This window comes from Thermus kawarayensis JCM 12314, from assembly GCF_055393575.1.
On record NZ_AP043756.1, the window covers coordinates 300,717 to 321,794 of the forward strand.

The 21,078-nt window shown below is 69.0% G+C and carries 26 protein-coding genes and 1 pseudogene; 10 read left to right on the top strand and 17 right to left on the bottom strand.

Annotated features, from left to right (window positions below; all coding sequences use genetic code 11):
- Positions 1–50 precede the first annotated feature (50 nt).
- From ACZ5RK_RS01985 to ACZ5RK_RS01995, 3 genes are read left to right on the top strand one after another with little or no spacing between them, the layout of a single operon-like run.
- Complete coding sequence (locus ACZ5RK_RS01985; protein WP_054647142.1) at positions 51–353, top strand: type II toxin-antitoxin system prevent-host-death family antitoxin; 303 nt, start codon at positions 51–53, stop codon at positions 351–353.
- On the top strand, positions 328–774 hold the full coding sequence (locus tag ACZ5RK_RS01990; protein ID WP_054647143.1) for a type II toxin-antitoxin system VapC family toxin: 447 nt from the start codon (positions 328–330) through the stop codon (positions 772–774). The genes ACZ5RK_RS01985 and ACZ5RK_RS01990 overlap by 26 nt, the downstream gene beginning before the upstream one ends.
- Positions 771–1,334, top strand: a complete 564-nt coding sequence (locus ACZ5RK_RS01995) for a 5-formyltetrahydrofolate cyclo-ligase (protein WP_464909468.1) — start codon at positions 771–773, stop codon at positions 1,332–1,334. The genes ACZ5RK_RS01990 and ACZ5RK_RS01995 overlap by 4 nt, the downstream gene beginning before the upstream one ends.
- On the opposite strand, the gene ACZ5RK_RS02000 is transcribed toward ACZ5RK_RS01995, so the two are convergent.
- The 5 genes from ACZ5RK_RS02000 to dnaX form a co-directional block, all read right to left on the bottom strand.
- Complete coding sequence (locus ACZ5RK_RS02000) at positions 1,331–2,245, bottom strand: 2-oxoacid:ferredoxin oxidoreductase subunit beta (RefSeq protein ID WP_464909469.1); 915 nt, start codon at positions 2,243–2,245, stop codon at positions 1,331–1,333. The two genes, ACZ5RK_RS01995 and ACZ5RK_RS02000, sit on opposite strands and share 4 nt — an antisense overlap.
- 1 nt (position 2,246) lies before the next feature.
- Positions 2,247–4,097, bottom strand: coding sequence for a 2-oxoacid:acceptor oxidoreductase subunit alpha (locus tag ACZ5RK_RS02005; protein WP_464909470.1), 1,851 nt, complete (start codon positions 4,095–4,097; stop codon positions 2,247–2,249).
- Positions 4,098–4,163: 66 nt separating this feature from the next.
- Positions 4,164–4,631: a phosphohydrolase gene (locus ACZ5RK_RS02010; RefSeq protein ID WP_464909471.1), complete on the bottom strand. Its 468-nt coding sequence runs from the start codon at positions 4,629–4,631 to the stop codon at positions 4,164–4,166.
- 2 nt (positions 4,632–4,633) lie between these two features.
- Positions 4,634–4,915, bottom strand: a complete 282-nt coding sequence (locus ACZ5RK_RS02015; protein WP_054638838.1) for a metal-sensitive transcriptional regulator — start codon at positions 4,913–4,915, stop codon at positions 4,634–4,636.
- Between the two features lie 7 nt (positions 4,916–4,922).
- On the bottom strand, positions 4,923–6,527 hold the full coding sequence (gene dnaX / locus ACZ5RK_RS02020) for a DNA polymerase III subunit gamma/tau (protein WP_464909472.1): 1,605 nt from the start codon (positions 6,525–6,527) through the stop codon (positions 4,923–4,925).
- 17 nt (positions 6,528–6,544) lie between these two features.
- On the opposite strand from dnaX, the gene ACZ5RK_RS02025 reads away from it, so the two are divergent.
- Positions 6,545–7,036, top strand: coding sequence for a hypothetical protein (locus tag ACZ5RK_RS02025; protein ID WP_464909473.1), 492 nt, complete (start codon positions 6,545–6,547; stop codon positions 7,034–7,036).
- Entirely contained in the window at positions 7,029–7,784 is a 756-nt protein-coding gene (argB, locus tag ACZ5RK_RS02030) for an acetylglutamate kinase (protein WP_464909474.1), read from the top strand. Before ACZ5RK_RS02025 ends, argB begins: the two co-directional genes overlap by 8 nt.
- On the opposite strand, the gene ACZ5RK_RS02035 is transcribed toward argB, so the two are convergent.
- From ACZ5RK_RS02035 to ACZ5RK_RS02075, 9 genes are read right to left on the bottom strand one after another with little or no spacing between them, the layout of a single operon-like run.
- Positions 7,765–8,265 (bottom strand): type 1 glutamine amidotransferase domain-containing protein, encoded by a 501-nt coding sequence (locus tag ACZ5RK_RS02035; protein ID WP_464909475.1) that lies wholly within the window; start codon positions 8,263–8,265, stop codon positions 7,765–7,767. The two genes, argB and ACZ5RK_RS02035, sit on opposite strands and share 20 nt — an antisense overlap.
- The gene (locus ACZ5RK_RS02040) at positions 8,228–8,698 is read right to left on the bottom strand and encodes an NUDIX hydrolase (RefSeq protein WP_464909476.1); all 471 of its coding nucleotides are present in this window, start codon (positions 8,696–8,698) and stop codon (positions 8,228–8,230) included. The genes ACZ5RK_RS02035 and ACZ5RK_RS02040 overlap by 38 nt, the downstream gene beginning before the upstream one ends.
- Positions 8,699–8,727: 29 nt before the next feature.
- Positions 8,728–9,324: a MazG family protein gene (locus ACZ5RK_RS02045; protein ID WP_464909477.1), complete on the bottom strand. Its 597-nt coding sequence runs from the start codon at positions 9,322–9,324 to the stop codon at positions 8,728–8,730.
- Entirely contained in the window at positions 9,299–9,742 is a 444-nt protein-coding gene (locus ACZ5RK_RS02050; RefSeq protein WP_464909478.1) for a hypothetical protein, read from the bottom strand. The genes ACZ5RK_RS02045 and ACZ5RK_RS02050 overlap by 26 nt, the downstream gene beginning before the upstream one ends.
- Before the next feature lie 9 nt (positions 9,743–9,751).
- Complete coding sequence (locus ACZ5RK_RS02055; RefSeq protein ID WP_464909479.1) at positions 9,752–10,501, bottom strand: hypothetical protein; 750 nt, start codon at positions 10,499–10,501, stop codon at positions 9,752–9,754.
- Entirely contained in the window at positions 10,498–11,019 is a 522-nt protein-coding gene (locus ACZ5RK_RS02060; protein ID WP_464909480.1) for a nitrous oxide reductase accessory protein NosL, read from the bottom strand. Before ACZ5RK_RS02060 ends, ACZ5RK_RS02055 begins: the two co-directional genes overlap by 4 nt.
- A 10-nt stretch (positions 11,020–11,029) precedes the next feature.
- Positions 11,030–11,701, bottom strand: a complete 672-nt coding sequence (locus ACZ5RK_RS02065) for a nitrous oxide reductase accessory protein NosL (protein ID WP_464909481.1) — start codon at positions 11,699–11,701, stop codon at positions 11,030–11,032.
- The gene (locus ACZ5RK_RS02070) at positions 11,685–12,362 is read right to left on the bottom strand and encodes an ABC transporter ATP-binding protein (protein WP_464909482.1); all 678 of its coding nucleotides are present in this window, start codon (positions 12,360–12,362) and stop codon (positions 11,685–11,687) included. Before ACZ5RK_RS02070 ends, ACZ5RK_RS02065 begins: the two co-directional genes overlap by 17 nt.
- Complete coding sequence (locus ACZ5RK_RS02075) at positions 12,338–13,522, bottom strand: right-handed parallel beta-helix repeat-containing protein (protein ID WP_464909483.1); 1,185 nt, start codon at positions 13,520–13,522, stop codon at positions 12,338–12,340. Before ACZ5RK_RS02075 ends, ACZ5RK_RS02070 begins: the two co-directional genes overlap by 25 nt.
- An 82-nt stretch (positions 13,523–13,604) precedes the next feature.
- On the opposite strand from ACZ5RK_RS02075, the gene ACZ5RK_RS02080 reads away from it, so the two are divergent.
- From ACZ5RK_RS02080 to ACZ5RK_RS02090, 3 genes are read left to right on the top strand one after another with little or no spacing between them, the layout of a single operon-like run.
- The gene (locus tag ACZ5RK_RS02080) at positions 13,605–14,021 is read left to right on the top strand and encodes a copper chaperone PCu(A)C (RefSeq protein ID WP_464909484.1); all 417 of its coding nucleotides are present in this window, start codon (positions 13,605–13,607) and stop codon (positions 14,019–14,021) included.
- Complete coding sequence (locus ACZ5RK_RS02085; RefSeq protein ID WP_054647808.1) at positions 14,018–14,602, top strand: SCO family protein; 585 nt, start codon at positions 14,018–14,020, stop codon at positions 14,600–14,602. The genes ACZ5RK_RS02080 and ACZ5RK_RS02085 overlap by 4 nt, the downstream gene beginning before the upstream one ends.
- 8 nt (positions 14,603–14,610) lie before the next feature.
- Positions 14,611–14,940 (top strand): EF-hand domain-containing protein, encoded by a 330-nt coding sequence (locus ACZ5RK_RS02090; RefSeq protein WP_464909485.1) that lies wholly within the window; start codon positions 14,611–14,613, stop codon positions 14,938–14,940.
- Between the two features lie 99 nt (positions 14,941–15,039).
- Here ACZ5RK_RS02090 and ACZ5RK_RS02095 read toward each other — a convergent pair whose 3' ends face one another.
- The gene (locus ACZ5RK_RS02095) at positions 15,040–15,834 is read right to left on the bottom strand and encodes a ZIP family metal transporter (RefSeq protein WP_464909486.1); all 795 of its coding nucleotides are present in this window, start codon (positions 15,832–15,834) and stop codon (positions 15,040–15,042) included.
- Positions 15,835–15,898: 64 nt separating this feature from the next.
- On the opposite strand from ACZ5RK_RS02095, the pseudogene prfA reads away from it, so the two are divergent.
- Positions 15,899–16,962, top strand: a pseudogene (prfA, locus tag ACZ5RK_RS02100) (peptide chain release factor 1).
- Positions 16,962–17,429 carry an NUDIX hydrolase gene (locus ACZ5RK_RS02105; protein ID WP_464909487.1) on the top strand — a complete coding sequence of 156 codons (468 nt, stop codon included), beginning with the start codon at positions 16,962–16,964 and terminating at the stop codon, positions 17,427–17,429. Before prfA ends, ACZ5RK_RS02105 begins: the two are co-directional and overlap by 1 nt.
- Here the strand turns inward: ACZ5RK_RS02105 and ACZ5RK_RS02110 are convergent.
- Complete coding sequence (locus ACZ5RK_RS02110) at positions 17,426–18,091, bottom strand: hypothetical protein (RefSeq protein WP_464909488.1); 666 nt, start codon at positions 18,089–18,091, stop codon at positions 17,426–17,428. The two genes, ACZ5RK_RS02105 and ACZ5RK_RS02110, sit on opposite strands and share 4 nt — an antisense overlap.
- Positions 18,092–18,134: 43 nt before the next feature.
- Positions 18,135–21,065: a glucodextranase DOMON-like domain-containing protein gene (locus tag ACZ5RK_RS02115; RefSeq protein WP_464909489.1), complete on the bottom strand. Its 2,931-nt coding sequence runs from the start codon at positions 21,063–21,065 to the stop codon at positions 18,135–18,137.
- Between the last annotated feature and the right edge of the window lie 13 nt (positions 21,066–21,078).

Sequence of the window (21,078 nt, forward strand, 5' to 3'; positions counted from 1 at the left end):
CCCAGTTTACCTTGCGGGAAGGGACCGGGGCAGCTAAACTAATGCATGAAATGATGCATCGCAAGCGCGTCTTAAGCGCCACCGAGGCCCGCGTCCACTTCGGCGAGGTGCTGAAGCGGGTGGAGAAAGGGGAGGTGATCGTGGTGGAGGGGCGGGGCAGGCCACAGGCGATCATCCTCTCCGTGAAGGCCTACGACCACCTTACTGCGGGGAAGGAGGACCCCTTGGAGACCCTCCTCTCCCTTAACCGGGCCATCCGCGCCCGCTTGGGCAGGCCCCTTATACCCCCTGAGGAAGTGGTTTCCGCCCTGAGGGAGGAGCGGGACCGTGAGCTGGGTGGTGCTGGACGCTAGCTTCCTCCTCCACCTGCTTTTGGCGGCAGACCCAAAGGCCGAAGCCGTACGCCTCTACCGGAGCTGGAGGCAGGAAGACCGCCCCCTTGCCGCCCCCACCCTGGCCCTCTATGAAGCGGCCAACGCCCTTTACCGCTACGCCCTCGCCGGGGAGATGACCCTGGCCGAGGCCGAGACCCTCCTAGGGCATCTCCAGAGGCTCGGGGTCCGGTTTTTCGCCGAGCCCTGGACTCACACCCGGGCCTTAGAACTGGCCTGGGTCTTGGGCCTAAAGGCCGCCTATGACGCCCACTACCTGGCCATGGCCGAAGGGTTTCAGGGGGCCTTCTGGACCGCCGACAAAAGGCTATACCAAAGGGCCCTCGAGGGCCAGGCCCAAGGTCTCCTCCCCGGCGTTTCCCTTCACCTTCTGGAAACATGACCCTGGGTGAGCTCCGGGAAGAGGTCTGGAACGCCCTGGCCCGCTTTGACCTCGCCCTCCACCCCACGCCCCCCCACGGCCACCACCCCAACTTCCTGGGGGCCAGGAGGGCGGCGGAAAGGCTTTTAAGAACCCCCGAGTTCCAGGGGGCCAGGCGGGTCCTGGCGGGGATGGACGCCGTCCTAAAGCCCCTAAGGGAGGAGGCCTTGCGCCAGGGGAAGGAGCTCCTCCTCCCCCACCCCGACCGTCCGGGGGAGTTTCTGCTCCTAAAGGACGTGGACCCGAGGAAGCTCAAACGGGTGCGGGAGGCCTACCGCTTTGGGGTCCGGGTGGCCCTGGAGGAGGCCTCTCCGGACCTCGTCCTCATCGGGGCGGTGGCCGTGGACGAGGAGGGGGGCTGGGTGGGGAAGGGGTACGGCTTCCCCCAGGACTGGCTAAGGGTGGGGGCCCCCTTCGCCACCCTGGCCCACCCGGTGATGGTCTACCCCAGGCTTCCCGTTAAGCCCGAGCGCCGGGTGGACCTCATCGCCACCCCGCAGAGGCTCCTCCGGTTTTCCTAGAGGGCGAACTCCCGGAGGAGGCCCTCGAGGTCCAGGGCTTCCCGTTGCCCTTGGGCGGGGTAGGCCTCGGGGTAGCGGGGGAGGTAGGCCTTAAGCCGCTCCTCAAAGGTGGGCACCTCCGCCTCCCAGAACACCCCCACCGGGATCCGCTCCCCCCACTCCAGGGCTTTCTCCTGGAAAAGCGCCATCTTGCGGTCCAGCTCCTCCGGGGAAAGCCCTGCGGGGACGTGGGGGTCGTAGCCCTCTTCCTGGAGCTTGTAAAGCCTGGGAGCGAACCACTCCTTGGTGTGCAGGTCGTTGTAGGTGGGGCAGGGCTGGAGGACGTGGAGGAAGGCTAGGCCCCTGTGCTCAATCCCCTCCTTGATGAGCTCCTTCAGGCCCTTCACGTTGTAAGCGTAGCCCCGGGCGATCCAGGTGTAGCCCGCGGAGAAGGCCAAAAGCAGGGGATTGAGGCGGCCTTGAGGGTTGGGCTTGGGGAGGCTTTTGGTCTTCTCCCCCAGGCCCAAGGTGGGCCCGGCCTGGCCCTTGGTGAGGCCGTAGACCTCGTTGTCGTAGAGGATGTAGAGCATGTCCACGTTCCGGCGCCCCGCGGCCACGAAGTGCCCGGCCCCGATGCCCAGGCCGTCCCCGTCCCCGCCCACGGCCACCACCGTGAGGTGGGGGTTGGCCAGCTTAGCCCCCTGGGCCACGGGAAGCACCCGGCCGTGGAGGGTGTGGACCCCGTAGACGTTCAGGTAGTGGGGGGTCTTGGCCGAGCAGCCGATGCCCGAGAAGACCGCCGTCTGGCTGGGATCCCGCCTCAGTTCAAAGAGGGCCATCTGGAGGGCGGAGAGGATGCCGTAGTCCCCGCACCCCGGGCACCAGTCGGGCTGCTTTTCCGCCTTGTAGTCCGCAAGTTTGAGCTCCAGCATCTCAGACTCCCTTCCTAAGCACAAGCCTTTCCGGGGCCTGGCCCTCCCTTACCGCCTTCAGGGCCTCCACGGCCTCGTCCAGGGTGATGGGCCGGCCGTTGTACTTCACCACCCGGTGGTGGACCCGCCTCAGGGTTTCCTGCTGCACGAGGTCGGCGAGCTGCCCCGAGTAGTTGTGCTCCACCGTCACCAGGGTCTTCCCCTCCAGGAGGGGGGCGATCTCCGGGAAGGGCCAGAGGAGGCGGAGGTGGAGGTACCCCACCCCGGGAAGGTGGTCCAGGGCCTCCAGGAGGGTGCCCTTCACCGTCCCCCAGCCCAGGACCAACACCTCCCCATCCCGGAAGAGGGTGTACTGGTCCGCGAGGGGGATCTCCTTGCGGGCGAGCTCCAGCTTCCCCATGCGCTTTTCCATCTGGAGCTCCCTGAGCTCCACGTCTTCGGTGATGTGGCCCAGGGGGTCGTGCTCGTCGGAGGTCATCCAGTAGAAGCCCCCAGGGGTACCGATGGGGATGAAGGGGGAAAGGCCGTCCTCCCCCGGGGCGTACCGCTGGTAGGGCCCGAAGCCCTCCCGGGGGGAGAGGCGCTTCTCCCCGTCCAGGGAAAGCACCTTCAGGGCCTCCTTGGGAAGGCTCTGGGCCAGGGAGGCCAGGAACTTGTCCAGGAGGTGGACCACCACCGTCTGGTAGCGCCAGGCCCAGGCGAGGGCCTTCTGGGCGTCCAAGAAGGCGTCCAGGATGTCCCCCGAGGCCAGGACGAGCCTCGGGTACTCCCCGTGCCCGCCCCTTATGGCGAACATCAGGTCCCCCTGCTCCGTGCGGGTGGGAAGCCCGGTGCTGGGCCCTCCCCGCTGGTAGAGGGTCACCACCAAGGGAGCCTCGATCATCCCGGCGAAGCCCATGCCCTCGGCCATGAGGCTGAAGCCGGGGCCGCTGGTGGCGGTGGCGGCCCTGGCCCCGGTGAGGGCAGCCCCCACGGCCATGGTCACGGCGGCGATCTCGTCCTCGGTCTGCACCACGGCCACGTCGGCCCCCTGGAAGGCGGTGTGGGCCTCGAGGTAGACGCTCTCGTCCGTGGCCGGGCTAATGGGGTAGTAGGTCTGGAAGCGGAGCCCCCCGGCGAGCTTGCCCAGGGCGGCCGCCTGGGCCCCGGTGAGGTAGACCCGGCCCGGCTCGTAGCCGTTGGCCTTGAGGTTCAGGGAAAGCTTGGGAACCTCCTCCTTGTAGACCGCCTCGGCCACCTTTTGGTTGAGCTCCAGGACTTTTCCCCTAAACTGCAGGGCCAGGGCCTCCAAAAGGGGCTCCAGGGGGTAGTCCAGGAAGTGGAGGCTGGCCGCCACGGCGATGGTGTTCAGGGTGCGCCGGGCCTGCAAGGAGGGCACCCCAAGCTCGGCCCCTATGCGGTCCGCCACCTCCTCGTAGGGGTAGGGGAGGGGCTGGACCCCCGCCTCCACGTAGGCCTGGAGGATCTCCTTGAGGCCCGGGTCCAGTTTGCCGAAGCGCCGGGAGAGGTCTTCCGCCACCCGGTGGTCCAGCATGGGGAGCTTGTGGACCGTGAGGTCCAAGACCTTGGGGTCGTAGAGGAGCACCCCCCCTTCCCGCACCTCCCCCAGGTGGCGGGCCAGGGTCTCCCCGTCCAGGGCCACCAGGAAGTCCACCTTTTCCCGGAAGGCCCGGACCGGTTTTCGCGAAAGCCGCACGTCCAGGTAGGAGTGCCGCCCCATGATGTTGGAGTGGTACTCCCGCTTGGTGGCCACCCACCATCCGCCCTTGCCCATGGCCCGGGCGAAGAGGGTGGCCGCCGTCTCTATCCCGCCCCCTTGGGGGCCGCCCACGCGCCAGGTGAAGTCATCCATAACTCCCCCTCCGTTCTCCGATACCCTACTCCTTATGGGGTGGGGTTGGCTAGGGGCGTTTGTACACTACTCCTCCCGGTCCGCCCGGTGGAGCCTCCGCCCCCACAGGCTTCGGGGGGCGTGGTGCTCCAGGACCAAGGCCCGCACCTCCGGGTCCCCGATCCGCTCCGCGGCGTAAAGGGGATGGTGCCGGCGCACCTGGAAAGCGCCCACAAGCCCCCGGCGCAAAGGGTAAGGGGGCACAGGGGGAGCATAGAGCCCGGTGAGGACCCGCTCCAGGGGGCGGTAGGGCCTTAGGGCCTTCCCGGCGTCGTGCAGGAGGGCGGCCCTCACGGCGAAGGCGGGGGCCTCGGGGTGGCGGGCCAGGAGCCTCTTGGCCACCCGCACCCCGTGGGCCCGGTCCCGGGGGTCCATGGCGAGGTAGAGGGCCCGCTCCTCCCCCACCAAAAACCCCAGGGCGAAGGCGTCGTCGGGAACCTCGCGGGCGAGGAGGGCCCGGAGGAGGCGGCCAAGCCGCCGGAGAAGCCCGGGCATCCCTAGATGAACTTCTTCAGCATGGTGGCGATCTCCTCGGGCTTCTTGGGGTCTACCTTGCCCTCGGAGACCTCGGCGGCGCAGACGTTCAGGAACTCGTGCAGGATGAGGGTGGCCGCCGCCTCCATGGCCTTCTTGGTGGCGGTCATCTGGGTGAGGACCTCGTCACAGGGACGGCCCTCCGCCACCATCTTCTGCAGGCCCCGCACCTGGCCCTCTATGCGCCGAAGCCGCTTCAGGATGTTCTCCACGGTCTCGCTTCCCAGCTCGGTGGTCCGGGTCATGGGAGCATTATATACCAGTACCCCCTATGTTTTCCTCGCTCAGCGGTTCCCCGGGCTCGGCCACCTCCCTGGGCCTGCGCACCCAAAGGAGCCTTCCCCCCAGGAGGCGGGCCAGGCGGGAAAGGACCGCCTGGGGGTCCTCGGCGGGGGGCGGGGAGGCTTCCCCTTGGGGCTCCGGGGAGAGGGGCGGGTCCACCTCCCCGGGAGAGGGGGGTAGGGGTACTGCCCCGTCCGGTGGGGAGGGCCTGGCCCGGGGAGGGAAGGAAGGCGGGGCCTTAGCCTCTAGGCTTTTTTTTTCCAAGAGAAAGGCCAGGTCCTCCACCCCGAAATGGGCCTGGGCCAGGGGCAGGAGGACCTCCTTTTGCTCCTCGGCCTTCTTGTGGTGGAAGGCCTTGTTCTCGGGGAAGCGGAGGAGGAGGGTGGCGCCCTCCACCTCCGGCCTCGCCTCCCGCACGAAGGCCCTGAGGGTAGGCTTCAGGGCCTCCAGAAAGGCCCGCCACCGCCCGCCGAGGTCCACCGCCTCCTCTTTGGGCCTGGGGGGTGGGGCGGGGTTCGGCTCGGGCAGGGGGGCCTCCTGGGGCCGGGGCGGGGAGGGCCTGGGAAGGGCCTGGAGGAGGGCGGCCTCGAGGCCCAGAAGGTCGGAACGCCTGGCGAGCCTTTCCAGGGCCTCGTCCAGGGCCGTGAGGGCCTCTAGGAGCGCCTCGGGAGAGGCGGCAAGCGCTGCCCCTCCAAGCCCATAAGCGGCGTAGAGCCCCTCCCTCAAGACCTCCATGAGCCCGGAGACCAGGCTTCTTGGGGCGAAGCCCTGGGCGTAAAGCCGCCTGGCCTCCGCCAAGGCCTCCCCCACCCGCCCCCCGGCCAGGGCCTGGGCCAGGCGGGAGAGGGCCTCCTTGGGGGGAAGGCCCAAGGCCTCCTCCACCCTGGCCCGGGTGAGGGGGTCCGGGAGGAGGAGGAGGCGGTCCAGGAGGCTTTCCGCATCCCGCATGGCCCCGTCCGCCAGGCGGGCCACCAGGAGGAGGGCCTCCTCCTCGGCGCTTCGGCCAAGGTCTTCCAGGATGCGCCTAAGCTTCCCCGCGATCTCCTCCTCCGTGAGGCGGCGGAAGCGGTAGTGCTGGGTGCGGGAGAGGATGGTGGGGGGCATCCTCTCGGGCTCGGTGGTGGCGAAGACGAAGAGGACGTGGGGCGGGGGTTCCTCCAGGGTCTTGAGGAGGGCGTTAAAGGCGCTCTTGGAGAGCATGTGGGCCTCGTCCAGGATGAAGACCTTCCTGGGGGCGGAAAGGGGGGCGAGGAGGATCCTCTCCCTCAGCTCCCGCACGTCCTCCACCGAGTTGTTGCTGGCGGCGTCTATCTCCACCACGTTGGGGTGGGTGCCCCGCTGCACCGCCTGGCAGTGGGCGCAGGCCCCGCAAGGGCGTTCCTCGGCCTCGCACCCCACCGCCATGGCCAGAAGCCGCGCCGTGGTGGTCTTGCCCACCCCCCTCGGCCCGGAGAAGAGGTAGGCGTGGGCCAGCCTCCCCTCCCGGATGGCCCTAAGGAGGGGCTCCTTCACGTGCTCCTGGCCCACCACCTCCTGGAAGGTGAGGGGGCGGACCCGGCGGTACAGGGCGCTCACAAGGGCTAGTATAGAGCGTGGTGCGGAGCTTTCTCTCCTTGCACGCCAAGGCCCCCCTGGAGGAGGTGGCGGCCTGGGTAAAGGGGCGTACGGGAGGGGCCGGGGTCTACCTGGTCCCCGACCCCCCCTGGACCAGCCTCTACCACGAGGCCCTCGAGGCCCAGGAAGACCTCGAGGCGGTGCGCTCCTTCCTGAGGGAGCTTTCCGGGCTGGGCCGGGCCCTGGCCTTCTGGGTCCAGGCGGAGGAGGACGGCCTCTTCCTCCTGGCGGAAGGAAAGGAGGTGGTGGCGGAGCTCCGGCAAGGCCCGGAGCTCGGGGAGGCCTTGCGGGCCTCGGAGGAGCTAAGGCCCCTCCTGGAAAGGGCGAAGGCCCTGCCCCCAGAGCACGCCGTCCGGGCCCTGGCCACCTTCTTCGGCCTCCACCCGGACCACGCCCTTTTGGGCTTTTTAGACCTCCTGGAGGCCGAGGAGGAGGGGGCTTTGCCCGAGGAGGTGGTCTACCTTGAGTGAGCCCCTTCTGGTGAAGGTGGGGGGAAGCCTGAGGGGGGCAGAGGCCCTGCTGGAGGAGCTCGCCGCCTACCCCGGCCCCCTGGTCCTGGTCCACGGGGGCGGCCCCGAGATCGGGGAGTGGCTGAAGCGCCTGGGGTACGAGAGCCGCTTCGTGGGAGGCCTGAGGGTCACCCCTCCGGAGCAGGTGGAGGTGGTGGAGATGGCCCTCTGCCTCACGGGGAAGCGCCTGGCCTCGGGGCTTTCCCAAAGGGGAAGGAAGGCCCTCGCCCTCTCGGGGCGGGACGCCCTCTGCCTAAAGGGAAGGGCCCTGCCCGGGCTCGGCCGGGTGGGGGAGGTGGTGGGGGTGGAGGCGGGGCTCCTTCGGGACCTCCTGGAGAAGGGCTACACCCCCCTCCTCGCCCCCATCGCCCTGGACGAGGAGGGCCCCTTAAACGTCAACGCCGACACCGCCGCTTCCGCCGTGGCCGGGGCCCTGGGGTGGCCCGTGGTCTTCCTCACCGACGTGGAAGGGGTCTACCGGAACCCCAAGGACCCGAAGACCCGCTTCCCCCGGCTTACTCCAAAAGCGGTGGAGGCCCTGAAGGAGGAGGGGGTGATCCAAGGGGGCATGATCCCCAAGGTGGAGGCGGCCCTCGCCGCCCTCAGGGCGGGCGCCCCCTGGGCGGCCGTGGCCAAGGGGGAGAGGGGGGTATTGGAGGCCGTCCGCCAAGGGGAGGCCGGGACCCGCTTCACCCTGGAAGGAGCCTGAGGAAGGCCCGCATGAAGGCGGGGAGGTCCTTGGGGCCCTGGGCCGTCACCAGGTTCCCGTCCACCACCACCCCCTCCTCCTGGTAAAGGCCCCCGGCGTTGACAAGGTCGTCCCGGATGGAGAAAAACCCCGTCACCTTCCTCCCCCGCACCACCCCGGCGCTCACCAGGACCCAGGGCCCGTGGCAGATGGCCCCCAGGGGCTTCCCCGCTTCCGCCACCTCCCGGACCAGGGCCAGGACCTCGAGGCTCCGCCGCAGGTAGTCGGGAGCGAAGCCCCCGGGGATGAGGAGGGCGGCAAGCTCTCCCGCCTCCTTGGGGCCCACCTCCGCCTTCCAGGCGAAGCCCGACTTGGCCCGGTACTCCCTGGCCTCGAGGCCGATGACCACCGGGGCGTGGCCTGCCTCTTGTACCCGGTAGTAGGGGTAGAGGAACTCCCGCTCGTCAAAAAGGTCCGCCAGGAGAATCCCCACTCGCCTCACGCCACACCTCCAGGAACGCCTTCAGGATATTCCCCGTGACCCCCCAGATGTCCACCCCCCGCCAGGGGAAATGCCAGACCGTGCGCCCCAGGCGCACCTCGCTCCAGGGCCTCACCCTCAGGAGTTCCTCCAGGGGGGCCAAGAGGACCTCCGCCACCTCCTCCGGGTTGGGGCGGAGGCGGGGAAGGTCGGGGCGGTAGACCACCACCGGCTGGACCAGAAAGCCCTGGGGGGAGAGGGCGGCGGGGAGGAAGCCCAAGGGCTCCGCCCCTTCCAGGCCCACCTCCTCCTCGGCTTCCCTCAAGGCCGCCTCCACCACCCCCTCCCCCGGCTCCACCACCCCTCCGGGGAAGCTCACCTGGCCGGCGTGGGTGGGAAGGTGGGGGCTCCTCTGGGTGAAGAGGAGGTACCCCCCCAAAAGGGGCACGGCCACCGCCGCCAGGCGGAAGCCCGGAGGAGGGGCTAGCTCCCCTGGCAGGCCCTGAGGAAGCGCCTTCTTAAGGCGCTCTCGGGGTCCTGGCCCCTCTTGGCGAAAAGCCCCAAAAGCTGCCAAAGCGCCTCCTCCCAATCCCCCGCCTCCAAGGCCCTCTTCAGCCCCTCCTCGCTTCCCGGGTCCACCCCCTTCCGCTGCAGCTCGTAGGCCCGGAGCAGGGTGGAAAGCCCCTGGGAGAGGCCGCAAGGGTCCCCCTTCTTCCCCTCCTTCGCCTTCAGATCCTCCCAGCGGGCCTTCACCTCCTCCGGGGTCTTGGCCTCGGCCCCGGCGAAGACGTGGGGGTGGCGGCGGATGAGCTTTTCCACGATGGCGGCCTCCACGTCCTTGTAGGTGAAGCTTCCCTCCTCCTCGGCGATGACGCTGTGGAAGGCCACCTGCAGGAGGACGTCCCCAAGCTCCTCGGCCATCTCCTTGGGGTCCCCCTTCAGGAGGGCGTCCGCCGCCTCGCTGGCCTCCTCCAGGAGGTAGGGCACCAGGCTCTCGTGGGTCTGGGCCCGGTCCCAGGGGCACCCCCCAGGGGCCCTCAGGCGGCGCATCACCTCAAGAAGCCGCTCCATGCCCCCCATTCTCCCTTAGAAGAAGCCCCCCCGCCAGGGAAAGCCCCACGAGGAGGAGGGAAAGGGGGTCCAGGGGGGCGGGCTCCAGGGCCCACCCCCCGGGCCCCGGGGCGGGGAGGCCCGTGGTGCGGGTGAGGAGGAACAAGGCGAAAAGCGTCCCCACCAGGTACCGCCCCGCCCTAAGCCACCCCGCCCCCAGGCGCACCTCCAGAAGGGGCAAAAGGAGGAGGGAAAGGCCATAGCCAAGCTCCAGGGCCAGGAGGACCATGAAGAGGAGGCCGTACCAGAAGCCCGGGGTCGCCAGGGCGAAGGCGGGGTCCTTGATCCGGAAGACCTCCCCGCAAAGCCCTCCCCCCAAGGGGGTGTCCCCGAAGCCCAGGAGCTGGAGGAAAAAGGGAAGGACGAGGAGGAGGCCAGCCAGGCGCATGGCCCCATGCTACCGGTCCCTGAGGGCGAAGACCAGGGCGGCGAGGAGGGCCGAGGCCCCGCCGAAGCCGGCCAGGTACACAAGCCCAAGCAAAGGTCCCACCGCCCCGAGCCGCTCCGCCACCAGGTAGCCCACGGGGCCGGTGAGGACGGGAGCCTTCAAGGCGGCCAGGAGCCCCACCCGGTGGACCTCCTGGGGGTTCAGGAGGAGGGCGAGGGTGAGGAGGCCCTCGAGGGGGTAGTCCTTAAGCCGCACCCCCAGGGCCACCACCAAGGGACCGTAGAGCACGTTGAGGAGGCCGAAGAGGGCGAAGCCCAGGCCCAAGGCCCGCCGCTCCTCCAGGAGAAGGGCGGCGAGGAGGGCCGCCACCCCCACCCAGAAGAGGAGGACCCCAAGCCCGGAGAGGAGGAGCCAAAGCCCCGCCCCCGGGGAAAGGCCCAAGAGCCCGGCCCCCAGGAGGAGGCCCAGGAGGAGGGGCGGGGCGAGGGCGAGGGAAACCCCCAGGACCCCCTCCAGGAAGGCCCGTCCCGGCCGGGCGGGAAGCCCCAGGAGAAAGGCCCACTCCTCCCGGGAGGCCAGGAGGGGCACGGCCAGGGCCAGGACCAGGGGGGGGAGGAGGAGGAGGAGCCCCGAGTAGAGGCCCACCAGCCCCACCCCTTCCCCCCGCCCCTGGAAGCCCAGGGCCAGGAGGGGGGGCAGGAGGAGGAGGCCCGCCGCCCAGGGGTTGCGGGCCGTCTCCTTGAGGAAGAAGCCCGTCATGGCACCTTAGGGGGAGGCGGGAAGAAGTCGGTGGGCACCCAGGTCCTCTTCCTGCCCTCCTCCAGGGCCTCCTTCCAGGTGAGGATGCGGCCGCCCCGCCGCTCGGGCCGGTCCTTCAGGTGGGCCTCCAGGCCCTCCCGGCTCCCGAAGGCGAGGAGGCCCGAGCCCATGGGGGTGCGGATCCTGGAGTTGTGGTAGAGGAGGGCCTTTTCCGCCTCCACCCAAAAGGCCCGGGTCCTCTCGCTCCGGCCGAAGTCCGCCAGGTACACCTCCCTAGCCTGAAGCCTCGGCCCCCCCCAGCCGTTCAGCTGGTCCAGGAGGCAGGCGGGGTCGTCGTAGAAGAAGGCCTTGCCCTGGGGGTTCAGGGCCTGGGCGGCGTAGCGGGCGTCCAGGATGGTCATGAAGCAGTAGGGGCAGGCCTCCACCCCCACCCTGAGGTCCCGGGGGGCCGCCTGGGCCCGAAGGAGGACCAGGAGGACCCCGCCCGTGGCCCAGCGGAGAAATCGGCGCCGCTCCATGGGAAAGAGGTTACCGCAAAAGCCCCGCGTGCTGGGCCAGAAGGGCCACCAGGTTCATCTCCGGCAAGGGGGCGAGGTCCCAGAGGGTCTGGAAGCTGTAGAAGCGCTGGCGGCCGTGCTGGGCCTTGTGCTTCTCGGCGAACTCCTGGGCCTGCCTTGCGCTGGCGAAGGCCAGGAGCCTAGCGTTCATGACCACCATCATCCTCTCCCCCCAGTAGTAGGTGGCGGAGCGGGCGGGGACGAGGCGGACCGTCTCCTGGGGGCGGGCGGGATCGTAAGCTCCCCGGTCGGTGACGTAGAAGGTAGCCCCTTCCCCATCCCTCAGGCCGTGAACCCAGGCGTAGTTCACCATGCAGGCGAGGCTCTCAAAGTGGAGGGCGCCCACCGCCTGCTTGGGGTCGTGGGGCGCGGGGCGGGGCTCGGCGAAAGCGATCTGGCTGTAGGTCTGCTCAAAGAACCCCTGGGGGAAGGTGCGCCCCCGCCACTGCCCTTCCGGGGTCTTAAGGGGCATGTTGCAGAAGGCGCAGCTCCCCGCCTCCCAGGGAATGGGCTTGGGCGGCACCAAGGCCCCCTTGGCCGGCGCCGCCCCCATGCCCTGGTCCCCGTGGCCCATCTGGGCCAGGACGGGGGAGGCCAGGACCAAGCCACCCAAAACCTTGAGCGCTTCACGCCGATTCCTCATAGAGCACCTCCATTAGCCAGGGGAGGCGTTCTCCCCTCTGGCCCAAAAGCTTCCCGGGGGGGCCTTCCTCCAAAAGCCTCCCCCCCTTCAGGAGGACCAGGTGCCGGGCCAGGGCGGCCTCCTCCAGGCTGTGGAGGGCGAGGAGGACCAGCCCCCCCTCCTTGGCCCCCACCCAGGCCCAAAACCGCTCCCTCCCCCTGGGGTCCAAAGCGGCGGTGGGCTCGTCCAAGAGCCACACGGGAGGGTTGCCCATGAGGCTTGCCGCCAGGGCCAGGCGCTGGCGCTGCCCTCCCGAGAGGGCCCCCACCCGCTTCCCCAGGAAGCCCTCGAGGCCCATGCGGGCCACGGCCTCCTCCAGGGCCTCCCTGCCCAGGCCCTTGGCCTTCCGGGAAAGCTCCAGGACCTCCTTCCCGGTGAGGTGGGGGAAAAGCCTTGGGCTTTGGGGCAGGTAGGCGCGCAAGGGAAAGACCCGGGGGTCCCTGGGGGAGCGCCCCAGGAGGAGGACCTTTCCCCCGTCGGGGCGGAGCCTGCCGGCGAGGAGGGCGAGGAGGGTGCTCTTCCCCGCCCCGTTGGGCCCGAGGAGCCCCACCACGCCTTCCCGGAGGCCCAGGGAAAGGCCCTCAAGCCTCCCCCGCTTCACCACGCTCTCCAGCGCCACCACAGCACACCTCCCAACCCCCCCAGTAAAAGGATCCAGGGCGAGGCCCCGCCCTCCTTGGGCAGGGACCCGGGCCTGGGGTCGGCCAGGGCCAGGCGCCGAAGCCCCGGCACCTGGGCCTCCACCCCTTCCCACAGGACCACCCCGGGGGAGAGGGCGAAGAGGGAAAGCTCCGGCTGCCGGGCCAGGAGGAGGGCGAAGGTGGAGGCGGGCAGGTGGGGCACCGGGAGGCCGGAGGCCCGGTCGTAGGCGTTGCCCAAGACCCTGGCCCGGGCCTGGGGGTCGTCCACCAGAAGGTCGTAGAGGTTGCCCAGAAAGGCGTTTTGCTCCACCCGGGCCGAGTTCGCCCCCCGCTCCCGGGTGAGGCGGAGGGCGGTGCCGTTTTCCCGGAAGGCGTTCCCCAAAACCGCCACCTCCCGGGCATCCATGAGCACGAGGCCCAGGGTGTTGGCGGCGAAGAGGTTCCCCGCCACCTCGGTCCCCACCTCGTCCTGGACCAAAAGCCCATAGCCCACCGGGCTTCTGTGCCCGTGGAGGCGGTTTCGCGCCACCCGGTTCCCCGCCCCGTGCATGACGGCGTTGCCCACGGCGTTCTCCCGGCTCTCGTTCCCCTCCACCCGCACCTCCCAGGAGAACATCACGTGAAAGCCGTAACGGCCGTTGCGCTCCAGGAGGTTTTCCCGGATGGCCATGCTGGGGCTGTACTCCACATAGATGGCGTCCATGTAGCCCGAAAGGCGGCCCCCCTCCACCCGCACCTCCGGGCTCCGGTAGACCAGGACCCCGGGGGAGGCCCCCAGGCCCCTCGCCCGGAGGCCCAGGATCCGGGCCCGGGGCGAGTCCTCCACCCGCACCGCCGTGGGGGCCCCCTCCACCTCCACCCCCTCCAGGAGGCACCCCTCGCACCCCCGAAGGTAAATGGCGGCGTCGGGCTCAAAGAAGTCGTCCTCGAGGCCCGCCCCCACCACCCTCAGCCCCCGTACCCGGATCCCCGGGGCCAAGAGGGAGAGGGTGTGCCCCCGGTCTCCCCTGAGGACGGCCCCCTCCCCCTCCACCACCGTCCCCGGGGTGCGGAGGACCAGGGGACCCTCCACCTCCCCCTGAAGGCGCAAGACGGGGGCGGCCAGGGCCAGGCCCAGGAAGGGGAGGAGGAAGGCCCGCATACGCCCTCAGGGTAGGTGGGGGGAGCGGGACATTTGTACTTCGCAACACCGAAGACCTTTTCCCCGTGCTAGCCTGGTACCTATGAGGCGCTTTGCCCTCCTCCTTCTCCTCACCCCGGCCCTGGCCCAGGTGGTGGCCACGCCGGGCTGGGTGCGCCTGGTGCCCCCGGTGGTGGCGGACACCGCCGCCTACCTTACCCTGGAGAACCGGGGGAAGGCGCCCGCCCGCCTGGTGGGGGCAGAGACCCCCATGGCCAAGCGGGTCTCCCTCCACCGGGACTATCGGGAAACGCGCCAAGGGCAGGCGGTCCTGGGCATGCGCCCCCTGCCCTACGTGGACATCCCCCCAGGGAGCAGGGTGGCCTTTAAGCCCGGGGCCTACCACCTGATGCTGGAGGGGCTTAAGCGCCCCCTCAAGGCCGGGGAGAAGGTGGAGATCACCCTCCTCTTCCAAGACGGAACAAGGCTCAAGGTACTCCTTCCGGTGGAGATGCGATGAAAAGGTTCTGGCCCGCCCTCATCCCCGTCCTGGTGCTCCTGGCCCTGGCCTACCTCCTCCTGCCCCGGGGGCACACCTTCTACGGCACGAGGCTTCTGAACCCCAAGCCCGTGGACTTCACCCTGGAAGGCCTCGAGGGCCCCGTGCGCCTTTCCCAGTTCCAGGACAAGGTGGTCCTCCTCTTCTTCGGCTACGTGCACTGCCCCGACGTCTGCCCCACCACCATGATCGCCCTGAAGCGGGCCTACGAGAAGCTTTCCCCCAAGGAACAGGGAAGGGTGCAGGTGATCTTCGTGAGCGTGGACCCCGAGCGGGACACCCCGGGGATCGCCGACCGGTACGCCAAGGGGTTCCACCCGAGCTTCCTGGGCCTTTCGGGAAGCCCAAAGGCCATCCAGGAAGCGGCCCAGACCTTCGGGGTCTACTACCAGAAGACCCAGTACCGGGGCCCGGGGGAATACCTGGTGGACCACACCGCCACCACCTTCGTGGTGAAGGAGGGGAAGCTCCTCCTGCTCTTTAGCCCGGACAAGGTGGAGGCCACCGAGAAGGTGGTGGCGGACCTGCGGGCCCTTCTGTAAACCCAGGTATGGACCCCAAAGGATTCTTGGAAAGGGCCAGAGAGCTCACCCGCTCCGCGGCGGCGGAGGTGGAAAGAAAGCTCCAGGAACTCAAGGAGAAGCTGGACCAGGACAAAGACGGCCGCCCCGACGTGCTGGAAAGGGCCCTGCGAGAGGCCGAGAGGGCCCTGGAGGAGGCCCGGGCCAGGCTGGCCGAGCTGGACCGGGACAAAGACGGCCTACCCCACAAGCTCAAGGAGCTCTCCGAGGCGGCCAAAAGGGCGGCCGAGGCCGCCAGGGCCAAGGCCGAGGAGGCCGCCCGCCTTCTCAAGGAACGCCTGGGAGGCAAGGAAGGGTGATCCCCTGCCTCCCCCTTTCCTCCGCCCTGCCGGCCCGGGGAAGCTACCGGGGCCCCCATGCTGGCTTGGGCCAGCATGGGGTGGTATACCCGGCGGCCCTCATCCCAGGGCCACGTCCAGGATCATCATCAGGGCGAAGCCCGTCATGACCCCGAAGGTGGCGATGTCCCCGTTGCCCTCTGCCTGGCTCTCGGGGATCACCTCCTCCACGATGACGAAGACCATGGCCCCCGCCGCCAGGGCCATGAGGTAAGGGAGAAGGGCGAACATCTCCTGGACCAGAAGCGCCCCCAGAAGGGCCCCCACGGGCTCCACCATGGCGGAAAGCTGCCCGTAAAACCACGCCGGCCCCGCCCCCACCCCGGCCCGCCGCAGGGGCCAGGCCACGGCCAGGCCCTCAGGCAGGTTCTGCAGGCCGATGCCCAGGGCCAGGGCCACGGCCCCGCCCAGGGTGGCGGTCCCCGTGGGGTCCAGCCCCACCGCTCCGAAGGCCACCCCCACGGCCAGGCCCTCGGGGAAGTTGTGCAGGGTGATGGCGAGGATCAAAAGGGTGGTGCGCCGCCAGGGCGTGGCCAGCCCCTCCACCGCAGCCTTCGGGTCCAGGTGCACGTGAGGAAGGAACCGGTCCAGAAGGCGCAGAAGGCCCCCACCCAGGAGGAACCCCACCGCCGCCGGCACCCAGGGCGCCCCACCCCGGGCCTCGGCCATCTCCATGGCCGGAAGGAGGAGGGAGAAGATGCTGGCCGCCAGCATCACCCCGGCGGCGAAGCCCAGCATCCCGTCCAGGAGCTTGCGGCTGGGCTCCCGGGTGAGGAAGACGCTGGCCGCCCCCAAGGCGGTGAGCCCCCAGGTGAAAAGCCCTCCCATGAGGGCGTGGAGGATGGGGGATTCCATGCCCCTATTTTAGGGATACCTAAAATCCCGGGCAAGCCCGGGATGGGGTATCCTGAAATAAGGTATGCTGGATAAGCTTAAGCGCTTAGAAGACGAGTACCGGGAGCTGGAAGCGCAGCTTGCGGACCCCGAGGTCCTCAAGGATCCCAAGCGCTACCAGGCCCTCTCCCGGCGCTACGCCGAGATGGGGGAGGTCCTCGGTCTCATCCGCGAGTACCGCCGGGTGCTCACGGATTTGGAGCAGGCGGAAAGCCTTCTGGAAGACCCGGAGCTGCGCGAGGTGGCCAAGGCGGAGAAGGCGGAGCTGGAGGAGCGGAAAAGGGCTTTGGAGAAGGAGCTGGAGCGCCACCTTCTGCCCAAGGACCCCATGGACGAGCGGGACGCCATCGTGGAGATCCGGGCAGGGACGGGGGGGAGGAGGCGGCCCTTTTCGCCCGGGACCTCCTGGAGATGTACCTGCGCTTCGCCGAGGAGGTGGGCTTTGAGACCGAGATCCTGGACTCCAACCCCACGGACCTGGGCGGCTTCTCCAAGGTGGTCTTTGAGGTGCGGGGGCCCGGAGCCTACGGCACCTTCAAGTACGAAAGCGGGGTCCACCGGGTGCAGCGGGTTCCGGCCACCGAGACCCAGGGCCGCATCCACACCTCCACGGCCACGGTGGCCGTCCTGCCCAAGGCCGAGGAGTCCGACTTCCAGCTCAACATGGACGAGGTGCGCATTGACGTCATGCGGGCCTCGGGGCCGGGGGGCCAGGGGGTGAACACCACGGACTCGGCGGTGCGGGTGGTGCACCTGCCCACGGGGATCATGGTGACCTGCCAGGACTCCCGGAGCCAGATCAAGAACCGGGAGAAGGCCCTCATGATCCTACGAAGCCGCCTTCTGGAGATGAAACGGGCGGAGGAGGCGGAAAAGCTCCGCCGGACCCGCCTCGCCCAGATCGGCACCGGGGAACGCTCGGAGAAGATCCGTACCTACAACTTCCCCCAGTCCCGGGTCACGGACCACCGCATCGGGTTCACCACCCACGACCTCGAGGGCGTCCTCTCGGGAAAGCTCCAGCCCCTTCTGGAAGCCCTCAAGCGGGCGGATCAGGAGCGCCAGCTGGAGGCCATGACGGAAGCGTGATGCGCCGGGAGATTCTGGTGGTGGCGGCCATCCTCCTGGACCGCCAGGGGCGGGTGCTTTTGGTGGGCAACGACTGGAGCCGAAGGGGGCAGGTGCGCTACACCCTCCCCGGGGGCACCGTGGAGCCCGGGGAAACGGTGCTGGAGGCCCTGGTGCGGGAGGTGGGGGAGGAGACGGGCCTTAAGGTGAAGGCCATTGAGCACCTGGCCTACGTCATCCAGGTGGAGGACCGCCGTAAAAACGAGCGCACCCTAGCCATGGCCTTTCGGGCCAGCTACGAAGGCCTTCTGAACCCTAAAGACCCCGACGGTCACATCGTGGAGGCCCGCTTTTTCACCCCGGAGGAGGCCGCCCAAAGGCTGGCCAACCACCGCCCCCTGAAAGAGCCCCTGCTGGACTACCTGCAGGGGGAACGGGGCCGCTTCTACGCCTACCCGGGGTGGGGCCCCCCGGGGGTGCGGGTTTAAGGGCCAAGCTTGCGCTTGAGGTAGGCCATAAGCTCCTCCAGGGTTCTGCGGAGGGCCCTTTGCTCCTCGGCCAGGGCCTCGAGGGGGTCTTTGGCAGGCTCCACCCCCGAAAAGGTCTTGAAAAGCAGGGTGGCGTTGCCGCACCGGGGGCAGACCACCTCCGCGGGCCGGACCGAGGGGGCGTAGAAGGTGCGGGTGCCGCACCGGGGGCAAAGGAGGTACTTGGCCCCCAGGGCCTCCCCTTTGCGCACCGCCTCTTCCAGCTCCTTGGCCTCCTCCCGGGGAAAGCCCAGGAAGTAGTCCTCCCCCACCCTAAAGGGGTCCAGGCTCTCTTCGGTGCTCCGCAAGTCCCCCCGCTTCCCCTCCGGCACCTCCCAGGTGAAGCCGTTCCAGCGGAAATGGCGGAGGTGCTTGCGCCCCTCCAGGTCCTCAATCTCCAGGATGAGCTGTAGGTGGGGGTCCTTGGGGTAGTAGTAGAGGCGCACCGCCTGGACCCCGGAGAGGGCCTTGGTGCGGGGGAAGGCATAGGTCAGAGGGCCTTCCCCCTTGGCGGGATAGCCCACCAACCGCTCCACGTCGTAGACGGTGAGGCCAGGCCGGTCCACGTCTCCAAAGAGGAGGCGCTCCACGTACCGGAAGGCGGCCTCGAGGCCAGGATCCACGACAAAAGTCTACCCCGGAGTCCGCCCCCTGGGTAGGGAGGCCCTAGGGCCAGGCCACGCAGTAAGGTCTGAGCACCGCGTACCCCCCACCCCCGTACCGGGACAGCATGGCCTCCTGCACCCCCTTCTCGGGCCAGAGGTAGTCCACCACCAAAGGGGCGTCCTCGTTCTGGGCCCCGCCCAGGTTCCACTGGCCCGCCTCCCTGCCCACGGGCCGGAAGTGGTCGGGGCCGTAGCCGTCCTGGCTACCCACCAGCACATAGAAGCAAACCCTCTGCCCCGGGGCAGGGTTGAAGTGCTTCTTGTCCAGTTGCACGATCACCTCCTTGTCCGCGGGGTTGCTTCCCACCACCACCCCCTCGGCGGTATCGGCGCCCTCGGGAAAGCCCACCCTCTGCCCGTACTGGGGCCAGCCCGCCACCTTGAGAAAGAGGTCCCAAGGGTGCTCCGGGTCAAAGGCCACCTTGGCCCCCTTGGCGAAAGTGTCGGTGCGCCCCCCCTCCTTGAAGTCCAGGTAGACGTTGAGGAGCTGGTGGCTGAAGCCCGCGGGGGCCCCCCAGGGATTGGTCATCTCCTTGAAGGTGAAGACGAAGGTCCAGGTGGCCCCCCCGTCCAGAACCCGCATCCCTAAAAGGTCAAAGAGGCCCCGGAAGGGGGCGAAGGCGTTGTCCTTCGGGTAGGTGTAGGTGCCGGGACCGTGCTCGTCCCCCTCAGGGTCCTTTATGGCCAAAACCTCTTTCCCGGCCAGGCGCTGGGGCAGGGAGAGGGCCAGGGGGCTGTTGTTGGGGGCCGTGTCCAGAATCCGCCCCCCCTTCTCCAAAACCACCGCCAGGCGCAGGGTATCCCCCGCCTCCGCCTTCAGGGTGGCGTAGGGAATGCGCATCTCCACCACCTCCCCCACGTAAGCCCTTCGGCCCGCCAGGTCCGCAGGGGAGCTAGCCAACCTCCAGATCCCGTCCCGGTAGGCGTAGCGCACCAGCACCGCCTCCCTTTCTTGTACCCGGTCCATGTCCAGGGTGATCCTTTGCTGCAGGGGAAAGCCCAAGGAAACCGCGCCCCCTTCGGGGAAGGCGGCTCCGCCCTCCTCCCCCGGCGTGGTGGCGTAAACGTGCAGGCGGAAGCCCTGGCCCACCAGGTCCCGGGCCGAGACCCCGTCCCGAAAATCCACCCGTAGGTAGACGTTCTGCTCGTCAAAGCCCAGGTAGACCCCTTGGAGGAGGTCGTCCGGCGTCTGCATGGTGGTGCCGTCGGCATCGGGCAGATGGGCGGCCCCCTTCCATTCCTCCGGGGGATCCACCCGTCCATCCAGCCGAGGCGTTATCCGGCCCGGAAACCCTTGGGGCCGCGCGGGAGGGCGGACGGCCACGAAAAGCTCCTCAGGAGGCTTCTGGCCTAAGGTCTGGTAGACCGCCTGGAGGAGGGCGCGGAAGGCCTCGTCAAAAGGGGGGTTGTTGGGGAAGCCCGTGTCCTGGCCGTACCACCAGAACCAGTCGGAGGCCTCCGCAGCGTAGACCAGGCCCATGGCCTTCTCCACCACCTGGGGGTTTCCGCCCCCCTCTTTGTAGGCCAGCACCGCCTGCCGGGCGCGGCTTAAGCGGTCCCAGGCCTCGTTCTCCTCCGGCTCCCCGGCCCACATGGCGAAGTCCCCGGCCCACCCGCCAGCCCCCAGGCGGGCGATGGGCACCGAAGGAAGCCCCAGGACCTCGGAGAAGCGCACCGTTTCGAGGGTGCCCCTGGCCTGCTCCTCTGCCAGGCGCTTGTAGAGGAGGCGGCGGAAGGCGTTGCCGTTTTCGGGGTAGTTCTCCCAGGCGTTCTCCCCGTCCAAGGCGATGGTGAGGACCGCCTCGGGGTTTTGCCCGATCACCTGACGGCGGATCTCCAGAAGGGCGGCGATGAAGTCCTCCACCGCCTGCTGGGCGGGCATCTGGCTGTAGCTGAAGCCGATGCGGTCCGAGAGGTCCCGATGCCGGAAAAAGAGGACCACCCGCTTGCCGTCCTTTTCCACGCGGTAGAGGCGGGTTAGGGTAAGAGGGTTCACGGGGAAGCCGCTTTTACCCAGGATGGCCTCGTCGGTCACCAGGAAGCCAATCCCCTCCCTTGCGTAGAGCTCCGCCGCCTTCTGGCTCACGGCCCCCTCGGGGGGCCACATGCCCAAAGGCTCCTTCCCGAAGAGGGTCCTGAAGTACTCCTTTCCCGACCGCACCTGCCAAAGGGCGTCCTCGGGCCAGGCGATGGGCTCCTTGGGAAGGGGCAGGGCCGGGTTGGACTCGCGGACGGCCTCCTTGTCCAAGAGGATGGGGAGGATGGGGTGGTAGTAGGGTGTAGTGATGAGGTCAATCTGGCCCCGCTCCCAAAGCCTTTGGTGCAGGGGCAGGATAGTAGCCATGAGCTCCAGGTGCTTCTTTAGGACGTAGTCCAGGTCCTCCTGGGTGAAACCGCGGTCCTTGTTGCGGAGGGCCCTCAGGCGGGGGTCGCGCTCAATATAGTCCCGGTTGATCCAAAGGAGGTTCCAGAGCACCCGAAGGTCGGTGAGGTCCTGGTCGGTAAAGGCTCCGCCCCGGTTCTTTTGCGCCTGGAGCTCCCGGTAGCGGGGGCTTGCCTCCACGAAGCGGGGATTGATGTCAAAGAAGCGCTCTGCCACGAAGGCCCGTTCCTCCGGGGTGAGGGCGCTTGCGGGCTTTTCGGAGACCCGCCAGTAAGCGTCCCTGGCCTTGCCGGAGAGGTAATCCTGGATTTGCTTAAGCAGGGTGGAGGTGTAGTCAAAGGTGACCTTGATCTCGGGAAACTCCAGGAGCACCTCGGCCATCCAAGGGTAGTCGTTCACCCCGTGCATGCGCACCCAGGGTCCCTCGTACTGGCCGGTGATGGGGTTTTCGTAAGGAGGCTGGTGTTGGTGCCAGAGGATGGCCACCTTGAGGGACTGGGCCAGGCCCGTGGCCAGGAAGAGGGCCGCCGCGAAGAGCTTTCCCTTCACGACTTCACCCCCC